The following is a 16,014-nucleotide window of genomic DNA, read 5'->3' on the forward strand; positions in this document are numbered from 1 at the left end:
ACGGTGACCAGGATGCAACATGGCGTGAACTGAACGCAATAACTTGACTGATTGCCGTAAGAAGACGACTACCGCAGCGTGGGGCAGGCGGGACCGATCGTTCGGGTGTGGTGGTGTCGCTCGTTCGGGTGTGGTGGTGCCGCGCAGCGGCGGGCGCGGTCGAGGCGCTGCCGGGTTCCGCTCCTACGGCAGGCGCGGGGTGCCCAGCCGGGCCGTGATCCCGGCGAGGATGAGGTCGATGCCCGCGAGGAACTCCTCCCGGTCGTCGTGCTCGCGCAACCGGCCCGCGACGGTCCGGGTGAACGCGTACTCCTCGGGGTCGAGGGTGTCCCACGCCGTCGCGACGGTGGTGAGGAACTCGACCCGGTTCGTGTCCGGCCGGATCCCCCGGCTGTTGGCCGCGTTCTGCCCGCCCACGCCGAGGATGTAGTTCAGCAGCGAGGACGCGGCGGTGAACAGGGCGGCGTCGGGCACGCCGAGCGCCTGCACCTGGCGCCCCAGGTGCTCGAACACCCGCAGCACCGGCGACCTCCACGGGTCGCGGGCCAGGTGCGAGCCGACCCACGGGTGGGCGTCGATCGCGTCGAACACGCCGAGCGCGACGGCCCGGACGGCCTCCCGCGGTGTCGTGCCCCCGGCGTCGGCGGTCATGGTGGTGGCGACGACGGCGTCGGTGGCGGCGCTGAGGAGTTCGTCCTTGTCCGTGACGTGCCAGTAGATCGCGCCGGGCCCGGTCGCCAGCCGGCGGGCCAGCGCGCGGAACGTGAGCCCGCCCTCGCCCTCCGCGTCGAGCAGGTCGATCGCGGCCTCGACGATGCGGTCGCGGGAGAGCGGCTCTCCCCGTCGCTTTCCGGCGGCAACCACGCGCACATCATGGCACGGCTGGAACGGCGTTCCAGCTTGACATCTCTGGAACGACGTTCCAGTCTGTGTTGGAACAGTGTTCCAGAGTAGTGGGGAGTCACCGTGACCCGACCCGTCACGATCATCGGAGCCGGACTCGGGGGCCTCACCCTGGCCAGGGTCCTGCACGTCCACGGGATCCCCGCCGTCGTCCACGAGGCCGAGCCGTCCCCGACGGCGCGGACGCAGGGCGGGCTGCTCGACATCCGCGACCACAACGGTCAGGTGGCGCTGCGGGAGGCGGGCTTGACCGAGGAGTTCCGCGGTCTCGTCCTGGAGGGCCGCCAGGCCATGCGGATCCTCGACCGCGACGGGACCGTCCTGGTCGACCAGCCCGACGACGGCACCGGGGGAAACCCCGAGGTGCAGCGCGGCGAGCTGCGCCGGATGCTGCTCGACTCGCTCCCGGAGGGCACGGTCCGGTGGAACCACCGGGTCGGGGGCGTCCGCCCCCTCGGCGGCGGCGAGCACGAGGTGGCCTTCACCGGCGGCGGCACCGTCGTCACGAGCCTGCTCGTCGGCGCGGACGGGGCGTGGTCGCGCGTCCGGCCGCTGCTCTCCGACGCCACGCCCGTGTACGCGGGCATGTCCTACGTCGAGACCTACCTGACCGACGCCGACACCCGCCACCCGGCCACCGCGAAGGCGGTCGGCGGCGGGTCGCTGCTGGCGACCGCGCCGGGCAGGGGGATCCTCGCCCACCGGGAGCGCGGCGACACCCTGCACGCCTACCTGGCGCTCGCCGAGTCGCGGGACTGGTTCGCCGCCGTCGACTTCACCGATCCCGCGGTGGCCGCCGCGCGGATCGCGCGCGAGTTCGACGGCTGGGCGCCGGAACTCACCGCGCTGATCACCGAGAGCGCCACCGCGCCGGTCCTGCGCCCCATCCACTCCCTGCCGGTCGGGCACTCGTGGGACCGGGTGCGGGGGGTGACCCTGATCGGCGACGCCGCCCACCTCGCGATCCCCAACGGTGAGGGCGCCAACCTGGCCATGCTCGACGGCGCCGACCTCGGCAGGCTGATCGCCGCCCACGCCGACGACGTCGAATCGGCCCTCGACGAGTACGAGCGCGCCGCGGTCCCGCGCGGCACCGAGGCCGCGGCCGACGGCGAGTCGACGCGGGAACTCCTCTTCGGCGCAGGCGCCCCGCACGCGCTCGCCGAGGTGTTCGGCGCCCACTGAGTGCTCTCCTTGCCGGAACGGCAAGGAAGTTTGTCAGCGGTGGACGGTGGTCGGGAAGCTCGTCCCCACGGGCGGAACCACGTCCGGGACCTGACCGCCTGCGGAGGAACCACCTGATGAGCGCACACGACCACCGGCTCGCCGACGACGAGGCCTCGGCCATGTTCGAGCCCGCGGGCTGGGACGAGCGGTACTCCGGGCAGGAGAAGGTCTTCAGCGGGAACCCCAACCCGCAGCTCGTCGCCGAGGTGGCCGGGCTGACGCCGGGCACCGCCCTCGACGTCGGCTGCGGCGAGGGCGGTGACGTGATCTGGCTGGCCCAGCGGGGTTGGACCGCCACCGGCGCCGACTTCTCCGCCGCGGGCCTGGCCCGAGCCGCCCGGCACGCCCAGCAGGCGGGCGTCGCCGACCGCGTCGACTGGTGGCAGGTCGACGCCAGGGGCTTCGCCGCGGGCGCCCGCACCTACGACCTGGTCAGCAGCCACTTCCTGCACCCGCCGGACGGCGGGATGGTGGAGGTGGTGCGCAGGCTGGCCGGTGCCGTCGCCCGCGGCGGTCACCTGCTCGTCGTCGGCCACGCGCCCTCCGGCGTCTTCACCAGCGTGTCGGCGATCCACCTCGGGGCGATGTTCCTCGCGGAGGACCTGCTGCCCGGCCTGCCGGACGACTTCGAGGTCCTCGTGGTCGAGCAGCGGCCGAGGACGATGACCCGCGAGGGCGTGGTGGTCGACGTCCACGACTCCACGCTGCTCGCCCGCCGCCGTGGCGCGGCGGGGACCGGCGCTACCCCACGAAGGCCGTGACGCCCTCGTAGGCCGCGGCCGGAGCGGCGCCCGCGGTCTCGTACCGGAGCAGCAGCAGACCGTTCGCCGACACCTCGTGGTCGACGAGCCGCAGGCCGACGGGGCCGCTCGGGTGGTCGAACAGCCGCCGCCCCTCCCCGGTCACGACCGGGGCGACCACCAGCCGGAGCGTGTCGACGAGGCCCGCCGCCAGCAGGGCGTTGCCGAGCCGCGCGCTCCCGTGGACCTGGAGTTCCCGGCCCGGCCTCGCCTTGAGCGCCCCGACGGACGTGACCGGGTCGCCGCGGAGCACGGTCACCGGCCGCCAGGTCGCCTCGGTGGGGGTGGAGGTCACCACGTACTTCGGCAGCGCGTTCATCCGCTCGCTGAAGGGGTCCTCCGGGTCGGTGGTCCGCGGCCAGTCGCGGGCGAACGCCTCGTAGGTCCGCCGCCCGAGCAGCAGGCCGTCGGCGAGGTCCAGCCACTCGGACGCCCGTTGGACGAAGAGCCCGTCCAGGTGGGGCACGAGCCAGCCGCCCCGCGTGAAGCCGCCGCTCGTGTCCTCGCTCGGCGAGCCGGGGCCCTGGCTGACCCCGTCGAGGGTGACGAACTGCGTGAGCGCGACCTTCACCGGCCCGCCGCCACCGCGGCGAGCTGCTCGGTGACCGAGCCCCAGCCGTCGAGGAAGCCGAGTTCCTCGTGGCGGGCGCGGGCGGCCGGGTCGCCGTGCCGGACGACGACCCGGTAGTCCGTGCCGTCCGGGTGGTCGCCCATCGTGACCTCCGCCGTCATCGGCACCGGCGCGGGGTTCGCCGGGCGCCACGCGCTGTCGACCGCGTTCGTGAACACGATCCGCTCCAGGTCGTCCACGACGAGGAACGTCGCGTCGAGGTGCGGGACGAAGGCCACCCCGTCGTCGCTCATCAGGGTCACGAGCCCGCCGCCGGGCCGGACGTCGAGGCGGTCGACCCGGCACGCGGTCGGTGCGGGGACCCACCACCTCGCGAAGCGGGCCGGATCGGTCCACGCGGACCACACGGCCGCACGGGGAGCGCGGATGACCCGCTCCAGGACCAGGTCGAGATCGGGGTTCACGGGTGTTCCTCCGGGTCGGTGACGAGGCTTTCCAGTCGGTCGGTGCGGTCCTCCCAGATCCGGCGCTGCTCCGCGAGCCAGCCGTCGACCAGGGCGAGGCGGTCGCGGTTGAGCACGCAGGTGCGCACGCGGCCGAGCTTGACCGTGCGGATCAGGCCGGTCGCCTCCAGCGTCCGCACGTGCTTCATGAAGGAGGGGAGGGTCATCGGGAACTCGCGGGCGAGGTCGCCCACGCTCGTCGGACTGCGGCCGAGGCGGCGGATGACACCGCGCCGCGTCGGGTCGGCGAGAGCGGTGAACACACCGTCCAGTTCCGCCGAATACTGTGCCATGAGGCTAAGTGTTGCGTGCCGGAACGCTGAGCGCAAGGGCTCAGTGTCCGGCGAGGTCTGGTGGTGACGGCGTCGCGCGTCAGGCGCGGTCCCTCGGCCGCGCGCGCAGCGAGGCGCGGAACTCCCGTGGTGGCATCCCGACAACGCGCCGGAAAGCGGTGCTGAAAGCACTTTCGGACTGGTACCCGACGGCCTCCGCTATGGCCGTGAGGGAGTCCTCCGTGCGCAGCGCGGCCCGCGCCAGCTGCATCCGCCACTCGATGAGGTAGTCCAACGGGGGACGGCCCACCCTGTTCCGGAAGTGCGCGGCGAACGCCGACCTCGACATCGTCGCGATGCCTGAGAGCTCGTCGAGCGTCCAGCGGTGGCGCGGGTCGGCGTGGACGGCTCGCAGCGCTGCCCCGATCCCGTCGTCGGCGACCGACGCGAGCCACCCCAGTGGCTCGTGCGACGAACCGGCGTGCGACCTCAGCATGTGCACCAGCAGGATCTGGGCCAGGTGTTCGAGGACGAGGGACTGGCCCGCCTCGCACGTCCGGATCTCGTGGACGAGCAGGGTCGCGATGTTCCAGAGCAGCCTTCCGGCGTCGTCGTCCGCTTTCACGAGCATGGCCGGGGGGAGTGAGGAGAACAGGGTCGACGCGTCGGAGTCCTGGAACGTGAAGTCGACGCTGCACGTGTACGCGACGGAGCCCGGAGGGATCTCGGGCCCCTTCGCGGACGTGTCCTCGGTCGAACTCCCGAGGCTGTAGGGCGGTGGGTCGCCGAGGAGGTAGAAGTCGCCCGTGCTCAGCAGAAGAGGGGCCCGTCCGTCGACGCGCAACCAGCACTGGCCCTCCACCACCACGCCGAGCTTGATGTGCGGGAAGGGGGAGAACCGGGCCTCCCACGGCGCCGTCGCGCGGAGCGGAACGGGCGCGACGGCCCTGGGCCGCGCCAGCGCCAGGACGTCTCGGACGGGGTCGTGCGCACCGAGGAGGACTTCAGCGCTGGACGATCGGTAAGCTTCGCCGGACTCCACGTTATGGACTATAGGTCCGACGAGCGAAACGATGGGTGCCTGGCGGCGGGAGCCGCCTGCCGGATCGACGCGAGGAGCGAAAAGTCTTATGCGATACCGATTTCTCGGACGATCGGGGCTGCGGGTATCGGAACTGTCGCTGGGGACGGGGAACTTCGGCACGGGCTGGGGGCACGGGGCGACCGCGCCCGAGGCACGGGCGATGTACGACACCTACCGGCAGGCGGGCGGGAACTTCATCGACACCGCGTCCAACTACCAGTCGGGGGAGGCCGAGGAGTACCTCTCGGACATCATCTCCTCGGATCGCGAGGACGTGGTCCTGGCGACGAAGTACACGATGGGGACGTCGGCGAGCAGCGGCCTCCACCTGACCGGGAACAGCCGCAAGGCGATGGTCCAGTCCCTGGAGCAGAGCCTGCGTCGACTGGGCACCGACCGGGTTGACGTGCTCTGGGCCCACGTGGCCGACGTGTCCACGCCCATCGAGGAGGTGCTGCGGGCCTTCGACGACCTGACGCGCGCGGGCAAGATCCTGTACGCCGGTCTCTCCAGCTTCCCCGCGTGGCGCGTGGCGACCGGGGTCACCCTGGCGCGGCAGCGGGACTGGGCGCCCCTCGTGGCGATCCAGGTCGAGTACAGCCTCGTCGAGCGCGACGCCGACCGCGAGCTGGTGCCGATGGCGGAAGCCTTCGGCTTGGGCGTCCTCGGGTTCTCGCCGCTCGGCGGCGGTCTGCTGACGGGCAAGTACCGGCGGGGCGAGACGGGTCGTGCCCAGAGTTCGATCAGCCGGTTCCTCCACCGGGAGGACGACCCCGCCAAGGCGAAGGTCCTGGACGCCGTCGAGGCCGTCGCCCAGGACCTCGGTGCGACCCCGGACGCGGTGGCGATCAGGTGGTCGATGTCGAAGGGCGTGATCCCCGTCGTCGGACCGAGGACCGTGGACCAGCTCACGTCCAACCTCGCGGCGGGCGAGCTGGACATCCCACCGCGCCAGCTCGACCGGCTCGACGAGGTGAGCGCGCCGCGGCTGGGATACCCCCACGGGCTGTGGACGGAGCACGAACGGGTGGGGGAGCGCCGAGTCGCCCAGCCGTGAGGGGCGCCCGTCGGGCACCACTAGGACGTCTCGCCGGTCCGGTTCACCAGCACGCGGCTCAGCACGACCGTCACCACGCCCGCGAACACGACGCTGAGCAGCCCGACCCGCAGGCTGGTGAGGTCGGCGACGAACCCGACGACCGGCGGTGACAGCAGGAACCCCACCCGGAGCAGCCAGCTGACCACGGTGAGGCCCATCCCGTTGGGGAGGCCGGGGAGTTCGTCGGCGGTGTGCATGGCGGCCGGGACGAGGGTGGCCACGCCCAGGCCCGCCAGCGCGAAGCCCGCGAGGGCCGTGCCGACGGTCGGCACGGCCAGCGCGAGGCCCATGCCCACGGCCGCGAACGCCCCGCCCGCGCGGACGACGGCGCGCTGGCCGAACCGGTCCACGGCCCGGTCGCCGGTGAGCCTGCCGATCGTCATGGCGACCTGGAGGGCGACGAACGCGAGACCGGCGGTGGCGGCGCTGGTGCGCAGGTCGCCGCTGAGGTAGATCGCGCCCCACGACGCGCCCGCGTCCTCGACCAGCGCGCCGCACGCGGCCAGGACGCCCAGCGCGGCGAGCATCTTCACGGCCGTGCCCGCGAACGCGCGGCGGGCCGTCGGGGCCGCGGCGGTGGTGGGCTCGGCGCGTTCGGCGTCCTCGTGACCCGGCAGGAGGAACCGGTAGGCGACCAGCGCGACGACGCCGAACAGCGCGGCGGAGAAGCCGAGGTGCAGCGCGAGCGGCACGCCGAGACCGGCGGCCGCCGCGCCCATCAGGCCGCCCAGCACGGCGCCGATGCTCCACACGCCGTGGAAGGAGTTGACGATGGACCGCCCGTAGAGGCGCTGCACGCGCAGGCCGTGGGCGTTCTGCGCGACGTCGACCACGGCGTCCAGCGCGCCCACGACGAACAGCACCGCGCCCAGGCCGAGCCAGTTCGGCGCGAGCGGGATCAGCAGGGTGGTGGCGGCGAGCAGGACGATCCCGAGCGCGGCCACCCGCGACGACCGGAACCGGCGGATCGCCGCGCTCGCCAGCAGGCCCGCCACCAGCGCGCCGAGGGGGAACCCGGCCAGCGCGGCCCCCAGGACGGTGTTGCTGAGGTCCAGGCTCGCCTTGATCTCGGGGTAGCGGGGCACCACGTTGGCGAAGAGGGCGCCGTTGGTGAGGAACAGGGCTGCCACGGCGGCGCGGGCGCCCCTGGCGGCGCGCGTCGGCGCGGCGGGTGGTGCGGTGGTCATGGTGATCCCGTCGGGCAGGGTGTGGTCAGGGGAGGAACCGGTGGAGCGCGGCGCGGACCTGCGCCGGGGTCATCGGGTCGGTGGACAGCGCGCTGTGCAGCACGAGCCCCTCGATCAGGGCGTCCAGCTCCCGTGCGGTGCCGGGGTCGAAGTGGTGCTCCAGCGCTTGGCGGCTGCGGCGCATCCAGGCCTGGGTCACGGCGCGCAGCGCGGGTTTGCGGGCCGCCGCCACGTACAGCTCGACGCTGAGCACCAGGTCGCGGTTCGCGTCGAGCAGGTCGCCCGAGATGTGCTCGGCGACCGACTCGACGGCCGCCGAGCGGTCGGGCGCGGCGGCCATGCGCTCCTCGAAGACGCCCGCGATCGAGTCGGCGTGCCGGGTGAACGCCTCGGCCAGCAGGTCGTCCAGCGACGTGAAGTGGTAGGTCGTCGACCCGAGCGGCACGTCCGCCGCCCGCGCGACCGCCCGGTGCGAGACGCCCGCCACGCCGCGCTCGGCGATGATCGCGAGCGCGGCGTCGATGATGCGGTCCCGCCGGTCGGGGTCGTGCCGCCGCGGGCGGCGGGTCGAGGCCTCCATGTGTACGAGCGTACATAGCAGAGGCAGGGCTGTGACCACGGGTTTCGCTCTCGTGCACGTGACCTGCGGCACAATTCTTTGCACCTGACACTGATGTGAGCTTCTAGCGTTGGGGCACGCCCTGGACGGGCGATCCGGATCGTGAAGGAGCTTCGACGTGACTTCCCTCTTCGACAGGTACCGGCTCGGCGACCTGGCGCTGCCCAACCGGGTGGTGATGGCCCCGATGACCAGGGTCCGGGCCGCCGCGGGCGGACTGGCGACCCCGTCGATGGCGACGTACTACGCCCAGCGGGCCACGGCCGGGCTGATCGTGACCGAGGGCGTGCAGCCGAGCCTGGTCGGGCAGTCCAACCCCGGCACGCCGGGCCTGCACACCGACGAGCAGACCGCCTCGTGGCGCCCGGTGACCGAGGCCGTGCACGCCAACGGCGGCCGGGTGTTCGCCCAGATCATGCACGGCGGCCGGGTGTCGCACCCGGACACCACCGGCGTCCAGCCGGTCGGGCCCTCCGCCGTGCCCGCCGTCGGCGAGGTCTTCACCCCGACCGGCCCCAAGCCCGCGCCGGTGCCGCGCGCCCTGGACACCGCCGAGGTGCCCGAGCACGCCCGGTCCTACGGCGACGCGGCCAGGCGAGCCGTCGACGCGGGCTTCGACGGCGTGGAGCTGCACGGCGCCAACGGCTACCTGATCTCGCAGTTCCTCTCCTCGAACGCCAACCTGCGCACGGACGGCTACGGCGGCCCGGTGCGCAACCGGATCCGGTTCGCCGTCGAGGCCGCGTCGGCGACCGTCGACGCCGTCGGCGCGGCCAGGACCGGCATCCGCCTCTCACCCGCCGCGACGATCTGGGGCGTCCAGGACGCCGACGTGCCCGAGCTGTACGCGGCCCTGCTGGCGGAACTGGCCCGCCTGGAGGTGGCCTACGTCCACCTGGAGGCGACCGCCGACGAGGACGTGCTGCTCGGCCTGCGCCGCGCGTGGCCGGGCACGCTCATCGTCAACCCGGTGCCGCCGACGGGACCGAAGCAGACGAGCCGGGCCGACGCCGACCACTGGCTCGGGCTGGGTGCCGACCTGATCGGCTTCGGCCGCGCGTTCATCGCCAACCCCGACCTCGTCGAGCGGCTCCGCAACGCGCTCCCGATCGCCCCGGTCGACGAGGCCACGTTCTACCAGGGCGGCGACGCGGGGTACCTGACCTACCCGACCTACCAGTACGAGGTCCCGCGTTAAATCCGTTGGCAGGGCACGGGAAATCGGGTTGGGTACCGCGCATGGCGCACATCGGGGGCATCTGCGGCGAACGGTTCGGGGCGGTGCGCGACGCGCTGGTGGCATCGCTGGAGCAGGGCGGCGGCGCGTCCGCCGCGGTGTACCTGGACGGCGAGCCGGTGGTCGACCTCTGGGGCGGGTGCGCCGACGAGGAGGGCGCGCGCCCGTGGGAGCGCGACACGATCACCGGTGTCTGGTCGACCACGAAGACGATGACCGCGCTGTGCGCGCTGGTCCTCGCCGACCGCGGCGACCTCGACCTGGACGCCCCCGTGGCGGAGTACTGGCCCGAGTTCGCCGCCGAGGGCAAGGGGAAGGTGCTGGTGCGGCACGTCCTCGGGCACACCTCGGGCCTGCCCGCGTGGACCGAGCCGGTGGCGCTCGACGTGCTCTACGACTGGTCGGCCGCGACGGCGCTGCTGGCGGAGCAGCCGCTCGTCTCGGAGCCGGGGGTGGTAGGCGCTTACCACGCCGTGACGCAGGGGTTCCTGCTCGGTGAGGTGGTCCGCCGGGTGACCGGCCGCGCCCTCGGTGTGTTCTTCGCCGAGGACGTGGCCGGTCCGCTGGGCGCCGACTTCCACATCGGACTCGCCCCCGAGCACGACCACCGCGTCGCCCCGATCATCCCGGCCACGACCAGGGCGCCCGAGCTGGAGGCCCGAGGCCCGGGAAACCCGCCCATCCCGGCGGAGACCGCGAACACCGAGGCCTGGCGGCGGGCCGACATCCCGTCCGCCAGCGGTTTCGGCAACGCCCGGTCCGTCGCCGCCGTGCAGTCGGTGCTCGCGTGCGGCGGCGAGGCCCGCGGCGTGCGGCTGCTGTCCGCCGCGGGGTGCGAGCGGGTGTTCGAGGAGCAGTTCGTCGGCGAGGACCGGGTGCTCGGCGCTCCGATCCGGTACGGCACGGGCTACGCCCTGCGGGGCCGGACCTGTTCCTGGGGCGGGTGGGGCGGGTCGATCGTCCTGGTCGACCCCGACCAGCGGCTCGTGGTGTCGTACGTGATGAACCAGATGGTCGAGTCGGGCCCGCTGGGTGACGACCGCGGTCTGGGCGTCGTGATGGCCGCCTACGGCGGGCTGTAGCCACGCCGGTCAGGTCACCTCGTGCGAGGCCCGCGTCCAGGCGCGGGCCTGCTCGGTGAGCGTCAGGCCGAGGCCGGGCCGGGTCGGCACGCGCATGCGGCCGTCGCTGGTGTGCAGGCGCTCGGTGAACAGCGGCTCCAGCCAGTCGAAGTGCTCCACCCACGGCTCGTGCGGGTAGGCCGCGGCCAGGTGGAGGTGGATCTCCATGGCGAAGTGCGGCGCCAGTTGCAGGTGGTGGTGCTCGGCGAGCGCGGCCAGCTTCAGGAACTGGGTGATGCCACCGATCCGCGGCGCGTCGGGCTGGATCACGTCCACCGCCCGGTCGCGGATGAGCGTCCAGTGCTCCGCCACGCTCGCGAGCATCTCACCGGTCGCGATCGGCGTGTCCAGGCTCGCCGCCAGCGCCGCGTGGCCCTCGGAGTCGTAGGCGTCCAGCGGTTCCTCGATCCACGTGAGGTCGAAGCGCTCCAACGCCCGCCCCATCCGCCGCGCCGTCGGCCGGTCCCACTGCTGGTTCGCGTCGACCATGATCGGAACGCCGTCGCCGAGGTGCTCCCGAACCGCCTCCACCCGCCGCAGGTCCGCGTTCGGCGAGGGATCGCCCACCTTGATCTTGATCCCGCCGATGCCCCTCCGCAACGAGGCGTCCGCGTTCTCCAGCACCTGCTCCGTCGGGGTGTGCAGGAACCCGCCCGAGGTGTTGTAGCAGCGGACCGACTCGCGGTGCGCGCCCAACAGCTTGGCGAGCGACAACCCGGCCCGTTTCGCCTTCAGGTCCCACAGCGCCACGTCGAACGCCGCGACCGCCTGGGTGGCCAACCCGCTGCGCCCCACCGAAGCCCCGGCCCACACCAGCTTCGTCCACAACCTGCCCGTGTCATTGGGATCCTCCCCGATGAGCACGGGAGCGACCTCCCCGGCGTGCGCGTAGAGCCCTGGCCCACCCGCCCGCTTCGCGTAGCTGAACCCGATCCCCTCGTACCCCTGCGCCGTGGTGATCTCGGTGAACAGGAAGGCCACCTCGGTCATGGGGCGCTGGCGGCCGGTGAGGACCTTGGCGTCGCTGATGGGGGTGGGGAGGGGGAGGTAGAGGGAGGAGAGGCGGATTCGGGCGATGCGGTCCGGGTCCGTCGGTTCGTCGGTCATGGGTCCAGCGTGGCCGGTCTGGCGGGGGAGTGGCCAGGGGGCCGGGGGTCGCGAGGCGACCACGGCGTTGCTCGCCAACACCGCGACGAACTGCTGGCGAAGAACACCGTGTCACGACGGTGTCGAGTCGGTCACAGCGTCCAAGAAACTAAACCGTCCGGACGGTACAGTTTCAGGATGGCGATGAACGACGTGGTCGTGGTGGGTGGCCGGCGGCGGTGGGCCGCGCTGGGAGTGCTGGTCGGCTCCGTGTTGTTGCTGGCGATCGACGGCACGGTGCTCTACCTGGCCGTGCCGTCGCTGTCCCGCGACCTGGCACCCACCGCGACCGAGGTCCTCTGGATCGGCGACGTCTACTCGCTCGCCCTGGCGGGCCTGCTCGTCACCACCGGCACGCTCGCCGACCGTGTCGGGCGCAAGAGGGTGCTGCTCGTGGGTACGGCCGCGTTCGGGGCGGCCTCGTTGCTGGCGGCGTTCTCGACCAGTTCGGAGATGCTCATCGGGGCCCGACTGCTGTTGGGCGTGGCCGGTGCGACGATCATGCCGTCCACGCTGTCGATCATCCGCAACCTGTTCCCCGACGCGCGGGAGCGGACCAGGGCCATCGCGATCTGGTCGGCGGGCTCGGGTGGCGGGCTGGCGTTGGGGCCGTTGATCGGTGGTGCGCTGCTGGAGCGGTTCTGGTGGGGCTCGGTGTTCCTGGTCAACGTGCCCGTCGTGGTCGTCTTCCTGGTCGCGGGAGGGCTGTTGCTGCCCGAGTCGCGCAACCCGGATCCCGGCCGGTTCGACCTGGTCTCGGCCGGGTTGTCGTTCGCGGCGATCACGCCGCTGGTGTACGCGGTCAAGCACGCCGTCGGCTCCGGACCGGACGGGTGGACGGTGGGGTCCGCGCTGGTCGGGCTGGTGGCCGCGGTGCTGTTCGTGCGGCGGCAGCGGCGGACGGACCCGCCCCTGATCGACGTCGGGCTGTTCCGGAACGCCGCGTTCACCGGTGCGGTGCTGGCCAACGTGATCGCGATCTTCGCGCTGACCGGGCTGCTGTTCTTCTTCTCCCAGTACCTCCAGTTCGTGCGCGGGTTCAGCCCGCTGGTGGCGGGGCTGGCCGAGATGCCGACGATGGTCGCCTCGGTGGTGGTCATCGGTGTGGTCGGCGTGGTCGCCGCGCGGTGGGGCACGGGGCGCGCCGTGGCCGCGGGGCTGGCCACCGCCGCGGTCGGGCTGCTGCTGGTCGCCGTCGCCGAGGGGGCGGAGAGCTACCTGTGGCTGGGGTTGGCGCTGCTGCCGGTGGGGCTCGGTGTGGGGTTGGCGATGACGCTGACGGTGGACGCGGTCGTGTCGGCGGTGCCGCCGCACCGGGCGGGCGCGGCGTCGGCGATCTCCGAGACCGCCTACGAACTCGGTGTGGTGCTGGGCATCGCGGTGCTCGGCTCCGTGGTCACCCTGGCCTACCGGGCGAACCTGGACGTGCCCGGCGCGGCCCGTCCCGCCGTCGAGGACTCGGTCGGCTCCGCGCTGGCCGCGCTGGACCCCGCCTCGCCGCTGGTGGCACCGGTGAAGGAGGCGTTCACGATCGCCATGCAGACGACGTCGACCATCGCCGCCGTGATCACCGCCGTGGCGGCCCTGGTCGCCTGGCGCACCATCCCCTCCGGTAGGAACACGGGCACCAGGAGTGCGTCGGAAGGGGCGTGAGCATGGCTCGCAAGGCAGGGCGCACGCCCGCGGTGACGCGCCGGGCGCTGCTCGACGCCGCCGCCTCCGTGATCCGCACCAGGGGCATCGCCGCCAGCCTGGACGAGATCGCCCGCGAGGCGCAGGTGTCCAAGGGCGGGCTGCTCTACCACTTCGCCACCAAGGACGACCTGGTGCGGGCCCTCGCCCAGGACCTGGTGGAGGCGTTCCGCGCCGAGGTGGTCGCCGCCGTCGACCCCGCGGACTCCGCTCCCGGCGCGCTCACGCGCGCCTACGTGAGGGCCTGCCTGTCGTCCTCGCACGACGAGGTCGCGCTCCGCGAGAGCGCGGCGCTCGTGGTCCAGCTCGGCGCCCTGCCCGAGGTCGCGGACCTCGTCCGCGCCGACACCCGCCGCTGGAGCGCCGAACTGGGCGCCGACGGCCTGCCCGCCCACGTGCTGGCGCTGGTCGTGGCCGCCGCCGACGGGGCGAGCGCGGCACCGCTGTGGGGCGGCGCCGTGCCGCACGACGAGGCTCGCGCGCTGGAGCGCCAGCTCATCCGGTTCACCCTCGACCAGGCGCTCTGGTCGCACCTGGAGGCCTGACGCGCCACCGCGGACCCCATCTTCTTGCCGAAACGGCATGGATCGGTGCGGTTCCGGCAAGGCTGCCGCACGATGGTCGCGGAGGTGATGACCATGGAGCAGGAGCAGAGGGTGGACGAGCCGTTCTCCGCCGAGATGGAGGCCCGCGTGTGCGAGATCGTGCTGGGCGATCGGCGGCACGGGCTCCGGTAGTCAGCGCGCCGTCGGAGGCCGGACCACGTGGTGCAGTTCGAGGCGGGGTGCGGGAGGCAGTGGTTCGGCTCCGTCGGCGCGGAAGGCGTGCAGCAGCAGGCCGACGAGCCTGCGGGACGCGGCCAGCGCCGACTCCGGCGAGTCGGCCGTGATGCCGCCGTTGGCCATCAGCAGCAGCGTGATGTCGTCGAACGTGAAGTCCTCGCGCAGCTCACCCGACGCCTTGGCCCGCCTGGCCAGCTCGCCGAAGCCCCTCTCGGCGCGGGAGCGCAGCCCGTCGAGCACGGTCGCGTCGGGGAAGCGGCAGGCGAACGCGCCGGTGAAGCCCTTGTCCACGGCCTGCATGGCGCACACCTGCTCCAGGACGGCGCGGAACGCGCACCACGGGTCCGGGTCGGCCAGCGCGTCCTCCACCACCGCCGCGCACAGCTCGATCTGCTCGGCGAACGCCTCCGCCACCAGGGCCTCCTTGGTGGGGAAGCGGCGGTAGAGCGTCGCCACGCCCACACCCGAGTGGCGGGCGATGTCGGTCATCGTGACGTCCAGGCCCTCCTCGGCGAAGAGCAGGCGCGCGGCCTCGACGATGCGGGTCCGGTTGTTCCTGGCGTCGACGCGCAGCGCCTCCGCCGCGGCCATCCGAGAGGGCTCGGTCGTCATGCCTCTCACTTTAGCTCAAGTGGAGGGTGTCCTCCAGTTGTCGTGTTAGCGTCGAGGCAAGTGGAGGGCATCCTCCATTTGTCCAGGCGAGGAGAGCCGTGAACGAGATGCGCGTGGCCCAGTTCGACTCCTACGGGCCGCCGGAGGTGCTGTACGAGGCGAGGGTGCCGATGCCCGTGGTGAAGCCGGGGGAGGTGCTGGTCCGGGTCCACGGGGTGAGCGTCAACGGCGGTGAGCTGATGCTGCGCTCCGGCAAGCTGAGGTGGTTCGCCCCCCGCCGCTTCCCCAAGCGCACGGGGATCGACTTCGCCGGGGTCGTCGTCACGGCGGCCGAGGGCGTGCCCGGCCCGAGGGCGGGCGACCACGTCTGGGGGATGATGTCGCGCTTCGTCGGCGGGTCCGCCGCCGAGTACGTGGCCGTGCGGCCCCGCAAGCTGTCGCCCAGCCCGGCCGGGCTGGACCTGGTCGAGGCCGCCGCGCTGCCCGCCGGGACGACGGCGATCACGGCGCTGCGCGACCACGCCCGCCTCAAGCCGGGCGAGCGGCTGCTGGTGCGCGGCGCCGCGGGTGGGATCGGGAGCATCGCCGTCCAGTTGGGGCGGCACTACGGCGCGCACGTCACGGGGCTCGCCGGTGCGAAGAACCTCGACCTGGTGCGGGAACTGGGGGCGCACGAGGTGTTCGACCGCCGTGCCACCGAACCGGGGGACCTGGGGGAGTTCGACGTCGTGCTGGACACCGCGGGCTCCTCGCTGCCCGCCTACCGCGGCCTGCTCGCCAGGGGTGGGCGGATGGTCGGGATCTCCTTCGACTCGGTCGCGTCCGTCGGGTACGTGCTGCTGTCGACCGTCTTCGGCTCGCGGCGGGTGCGGTTCTTCAGCGGGAACCCGACGCACGCGCTGTTCGCCGAGCTGACCGGGCTCGTGGAGGCCGGAGCCCTCCGCCCCGTCGTGGACACCGTGCACGACCTGGCGGACATCTCCGCGGCGCACCGGGCGCTGGAGGAGGGTGGCGTGCGGGGGAAGCACGTGGTCCGGATGGTGTGAGGTAGGTCGCGCGCCGTTGACCTCATGCTTGAGAGAGTCAATCATTTGCATGAATTGCTCAAGCATTCGAGAAGGAGCGGTCATGGTCGGCGTGCGTCGTGGTGCAGGTGCCC

The 16,014-nt window shown here is 73.0% G+C and carries 18 protein-coding genes; 9 read left to right on the top strand and 9 right to left on the bottom strand.

What is annotated here, in order from left to right:
* Window positions 1–183: 183 nt before the first annotated feature.
* A complete protein-coding gene (locus VFZ92_RS26840; RefSeq protein WP_330878813.1) occupies window positions 184–864 on the bottom strand; it encodes a TetR/AcrR family transcriptional regulator in 681 nt (226 codons plus the stop codon).
* A 102-nt stretch (window positions 865–966) separates the two neighbouring features.
* Between VFZ92_RS26840 and VFZ92_RS26845 the strand changes: the two genes are divergently transcribed.
* On the top strand, window positions 967–2,088 hold the full coding sequence (locus VFZ92_RS26845; RefSeq protein WP_330878814.1) for an NAD(P)/FAD-dependent oxidoreductase: 1,122 nt from the start codon (window positions 967–969) through the stop codon (window positions 2,086–2,088).
* Window positions 2,089–2,204: 116 nt separating this feature from the next.
* Window positions 2,205–2,891: a class I SAM-dependent methyltransferase gene (locus VFZ92_RS26850; RefSeq protein ID WP_330878815.1), complete on the top strand. Its 687-nt coding sequence runs from the start codon at window positions 2,205–2,207 to the stop codon at window positions 2,889–2,891.
* On the opposite strand, the gene VFZ92_RS26855 is transcribed toward VFZ92_RS26850, so the two are convergent.
* The 4 genes from VFZ92_RS26855 to VFZ92_RS26870 form a co-directional block, all read right to left on the bottom strand.
* Entirely contained in the window at window positions 2,872–3,501 is a 630-nt protein-coding gene (locus tag VFZ92_RS26855; protein WP_330878816.1) for a dihydrofolate reductase family protein, read from the bottom strand. The genes VFZ92_RS26850 and VFZ92_RS26855 overlap by 20 nt on opposite strands.
* Entirely contained in the window at window positions 3,498–3,965 is a 468-nt protein-coding gene (locus tag VFZ92_RS26860) for an SRPBCC domain-containing protein (protein WP_330878817.1), read from the bottom strand. The genes VFZ92_RS26855 and VFZ92_RS26860 overlap by 4 nt, the downstream gene beginning before the upstream one ends.
* On the bottom strand, window positions 3,962–4,297 hold the full coding sequence (locus VFZ92_RS26865; RefSeq protein WP_330878818.1) for a metalloregulator ArsR/SmtB family transcription factor: 336 nt from the start codon (window positions 4,295–4,297) through the stop codon (window positions 3,962–3,964). Before VFZ92_RS26865 ends, VFZ92_RS26860 begins: the two co-directional genes overlap by 4 nt.
* 79 nt (window positions 4,298–4,376) lie before the next feature.
* Entirely contained in the window at window positions 4,377–5,318 is a 942-nt protein-coding gene (locus VFZ92_RS26870; RefSeq protein WP_330878819.1) for an AraC family transcriptional regulator, read from the bottom strand.
* Window positions 5,319–5,406: 88 nt separating this feature from the next.
* Here VFZ92_RS26870 and VFZ92_RS26875 point away from each other — a divergent pair, with 88 nt between their 5' ends.
* On the top strand, window positions 5,407–6,417 hold the full coding sequence (locus VFZ92_RS26875; protein WP_330878820.1) for an aldo/keto reductase: 1,011 nt from the start codon (window positions 5,407–5,409) through the stop codon (window positions 6,415–6,417).
* Window positions 6,418–6,437: 20 nt separating this feature from the next.
* Here VFZ92_RS26875 and VFZ92_RS26880 read toward each other — a convergent pair whose 3' ends face one another.
* Entirely contained in the window at window positions 6,438–7,646 is a 1,209-nt protein-coding gene (locus tag VFZ92_RS26880) for an MFS transporter (RefSeq protein ID WP_330878821.1), read from the bottom strand.
* A 25-nt stretch (window positions 7,647–7,671) separates the two neighbouring features.
* A complete protein-coding gene (locus VFZ92_RS26885) occupies window positions 7,672–8,226 on the bottom strand; it encodes a TetR/AcrR family transcriptional regulator (RefSeq protein ID WP_330878822.1) in 555 nt (184 codons plus the stop codon).
* Window positions 8,227–8,383: 157 nt separating this feature from the next.
* On the opposite strand from VFZ92_RS26885, the gene VFZ92_RS26890 reads away from it, so the two are divergent.
* Window positions 8,384–9,463: an alkene reductase gene (locus VFZ92_RS26890; protein WP_330878823.1), complete on the top strand. Its 1,080-nt coding sequence runs from the start codon at window positions 8,384–8,386 to the stop codon at window positions 9,461–9,463.
* Between the two features lie 41 nt (window positions 9,464–9,504).
* Window positions 9,505–10,584, top strand: coding sequence for a serine hydrolase domain-containing protein (locus VFZ92_RS26895; protein ID WP_330878824.1), 1,080 nt, complete (start codon window positions 9,505–9,507; stop codon window positions 10,582–10,584).
* A gap of 9 nt (window positions 10,585–10,593) precedes the next feature.
* Here the strand turns inward: VFZ92_RS26895 and VFZ92_RS26900 are convergent, their stop codons facing one another.
* Complete coding sequence (locus tag VFZ92_RS26900) at window positions 10,594–11,730, bottom strand: L-talarate/galactarate dehydratase (protein ID WP_330878825.1); 1,137 nt, start codon at window positions 11,728–11,730, stop codon at window positions 10,594–10,596.
* A gap of 177 nt (window positions 11,731–11,907) precedes the next feature.
* Here VFZ92_RS26900 and VFZ92_RS26905 point away from each other — a divergent pair, with 177 nt between their 5' ends.
* The 3 genes from VFZ92_RS26905 to VFZ92_RS26915 are packed head-to-tail and all read left to right on the top strand — an operon-like array spanning window position 11,908 to window position 14,198.
* Entirely contained in the window at window positions 11,908–13,422 is a 1,515-nt protein-coding gene (locus VFZ92_RS26905; RefSeq protein WP_330878826.1) for an MFS transporter, read from the top strand.
* Window positions 13,423–13,424: 2 nt separating this feature from the next.
* On the top strand, window positions 13,425–14,006 hold the full coding sequence (locus tag VFZ92_RS26910; protein WP_330878827.1) for a TetR/AcrR family transcriptional regulator: 582 nt from the start codon (window positions 13,425–13,427) through the stop codon (window positions 14,004–14,006).
* A 45-nt stretch (window positions 14,007–14,051) separates the two neighbouring features.
* Window positions 14,052–14,198, top strand: coding sequence for a hypothetical protein (locus VFZ92_RS26915; protein ID WP_330878828.1), 147 nt, complete (start codon window positions 14,052–14,054; stop codon window positions 14,196–14,198).
* On the opposite strand, the gene VFZ92_RS26920 is transcribed toward VFZ92_RS26915, so the two are convergent.
* On the bottom strand, window positions 14,199–14,855 hold the full coding sequence (locus VFZ92_RS26920) for a helix-turn-helix domain-containing protein (protein ID WP_330878829.1): 657 nt from the start codon (window positions 14,853–14,855) through the stop codon (window positions 14,199–14,201). It lies immediately after the preceding gene.
* Window positions 14,856–14,962: 107 nt separating this feature from the next.
* On the opposite strand from VFZ92_RS26920, the gene VFZ92_RS26925 reads away from it, so the two are divergent.
* Window positions 14,963–15,901 (top strand): NAD(P)-dependent alcohol dehydrogenase, encoded by a 939-nt coding sequence (locus VFZ92_RS26925; protein ID WP_330878845.1) that lies wholly within the window; start codon window positions 14,963–14,965, stop codon window positions 15,899–15,901.
* Window positions 15,902–16,014 lie beyond the last annotated feature (113 nt).

The sequence above is a fragment of the Umezawaea sp. genome (genome assembly GCF_036375055.1).
GTDB lineage: Bacteria > Actinomycetota > Actinomycetes > Mycobacteriales > Pseudonocardiaceae > Umezawaea.

Excerpts from the sequence above, each read along its gene's own strand:
- VFZ92_RS26850 (WP_330878815.1), top strand. The coding sequence starts at position 2,205 with ATGAGCGCACACGACCACCGGCTCGCCGACGACGAGGCCTCGGCCATG.
- VFZ92_RS26865 (WP_330878818.1), bottom strand. The coding sequence starts at position 4,297 with ATGGCACAGTATTCGGCGGAACTGGACGGTGTGTTCACCGCTCTCGCC.
- VFZ92_RS26875 (WP_330878820.1), top strand. The coding sequence starts at position 5,407 with ATGCGATACCGATTTCTCGGACGATCGGGGCTGCGGGTATCGGAACTG.
- VFZ92_RS26880 (WP_330878821.1), bottom strand. The coding sequence starts at position 7,646 with ATGACCACCGCACCACCCGCCGCGCCGACGCGCGCCGCCAGGGGCGCC.
- VFZ92_RS26885 (WP_330878822.1), bottom strand. The coding sequence starts at position 8,226 with ATGGAGGCCTCGACCCGCCGCCCGCGGCGGCACGACCCCGACCGGCGG.
- VFZ92_RS26895 (WP_330878824.1), top strand. The coding sequence starts at position 9,505 with ATGGCGCACATCGGGGGCATCTGCGGCGAACGGTTCGGGGCGGTGCGC.
- VFZ92_RS26900 (WP_330878825.1), bottom strand. The coding sequence starts at position 11,730 with ATGACCGACGAACCGACGGACCCGGACCGCATCGCCCGAATCCGCCTC.
- VFZ92_RS26905 (WP_330878826.1), top strand. The coding sequence starts at position 11,908 with ATGGCGATGAACGACGTGGTCGTGGTGGGTGGCCGGCGGCGGTGGGCC.
- VFZ92_RS26910 (WP_330878827.1), top strand. The coding sequence starts at position 13,425 with ATGGCTCGCAAGGCAGGGCGCACGCCCGCGGTGACGCGCCGGGCGCTG.
- VFZ92_RS26920 (WP_330878829.1), bottom strand. The coding sequence starts at position 14,855 with ATGACGACCGAGCCCTCTCGGATGGCCGCGGCGGAGGCGCTGCGCGTC.
- VFZ92_RS26925 (WP_330878845.1), top strand. The coding sequence starts at position 14,963 with ATGCGCGTGGCCCAGTTCGACTCCTACGGGCCGCCGGAGGTGCTGTAC.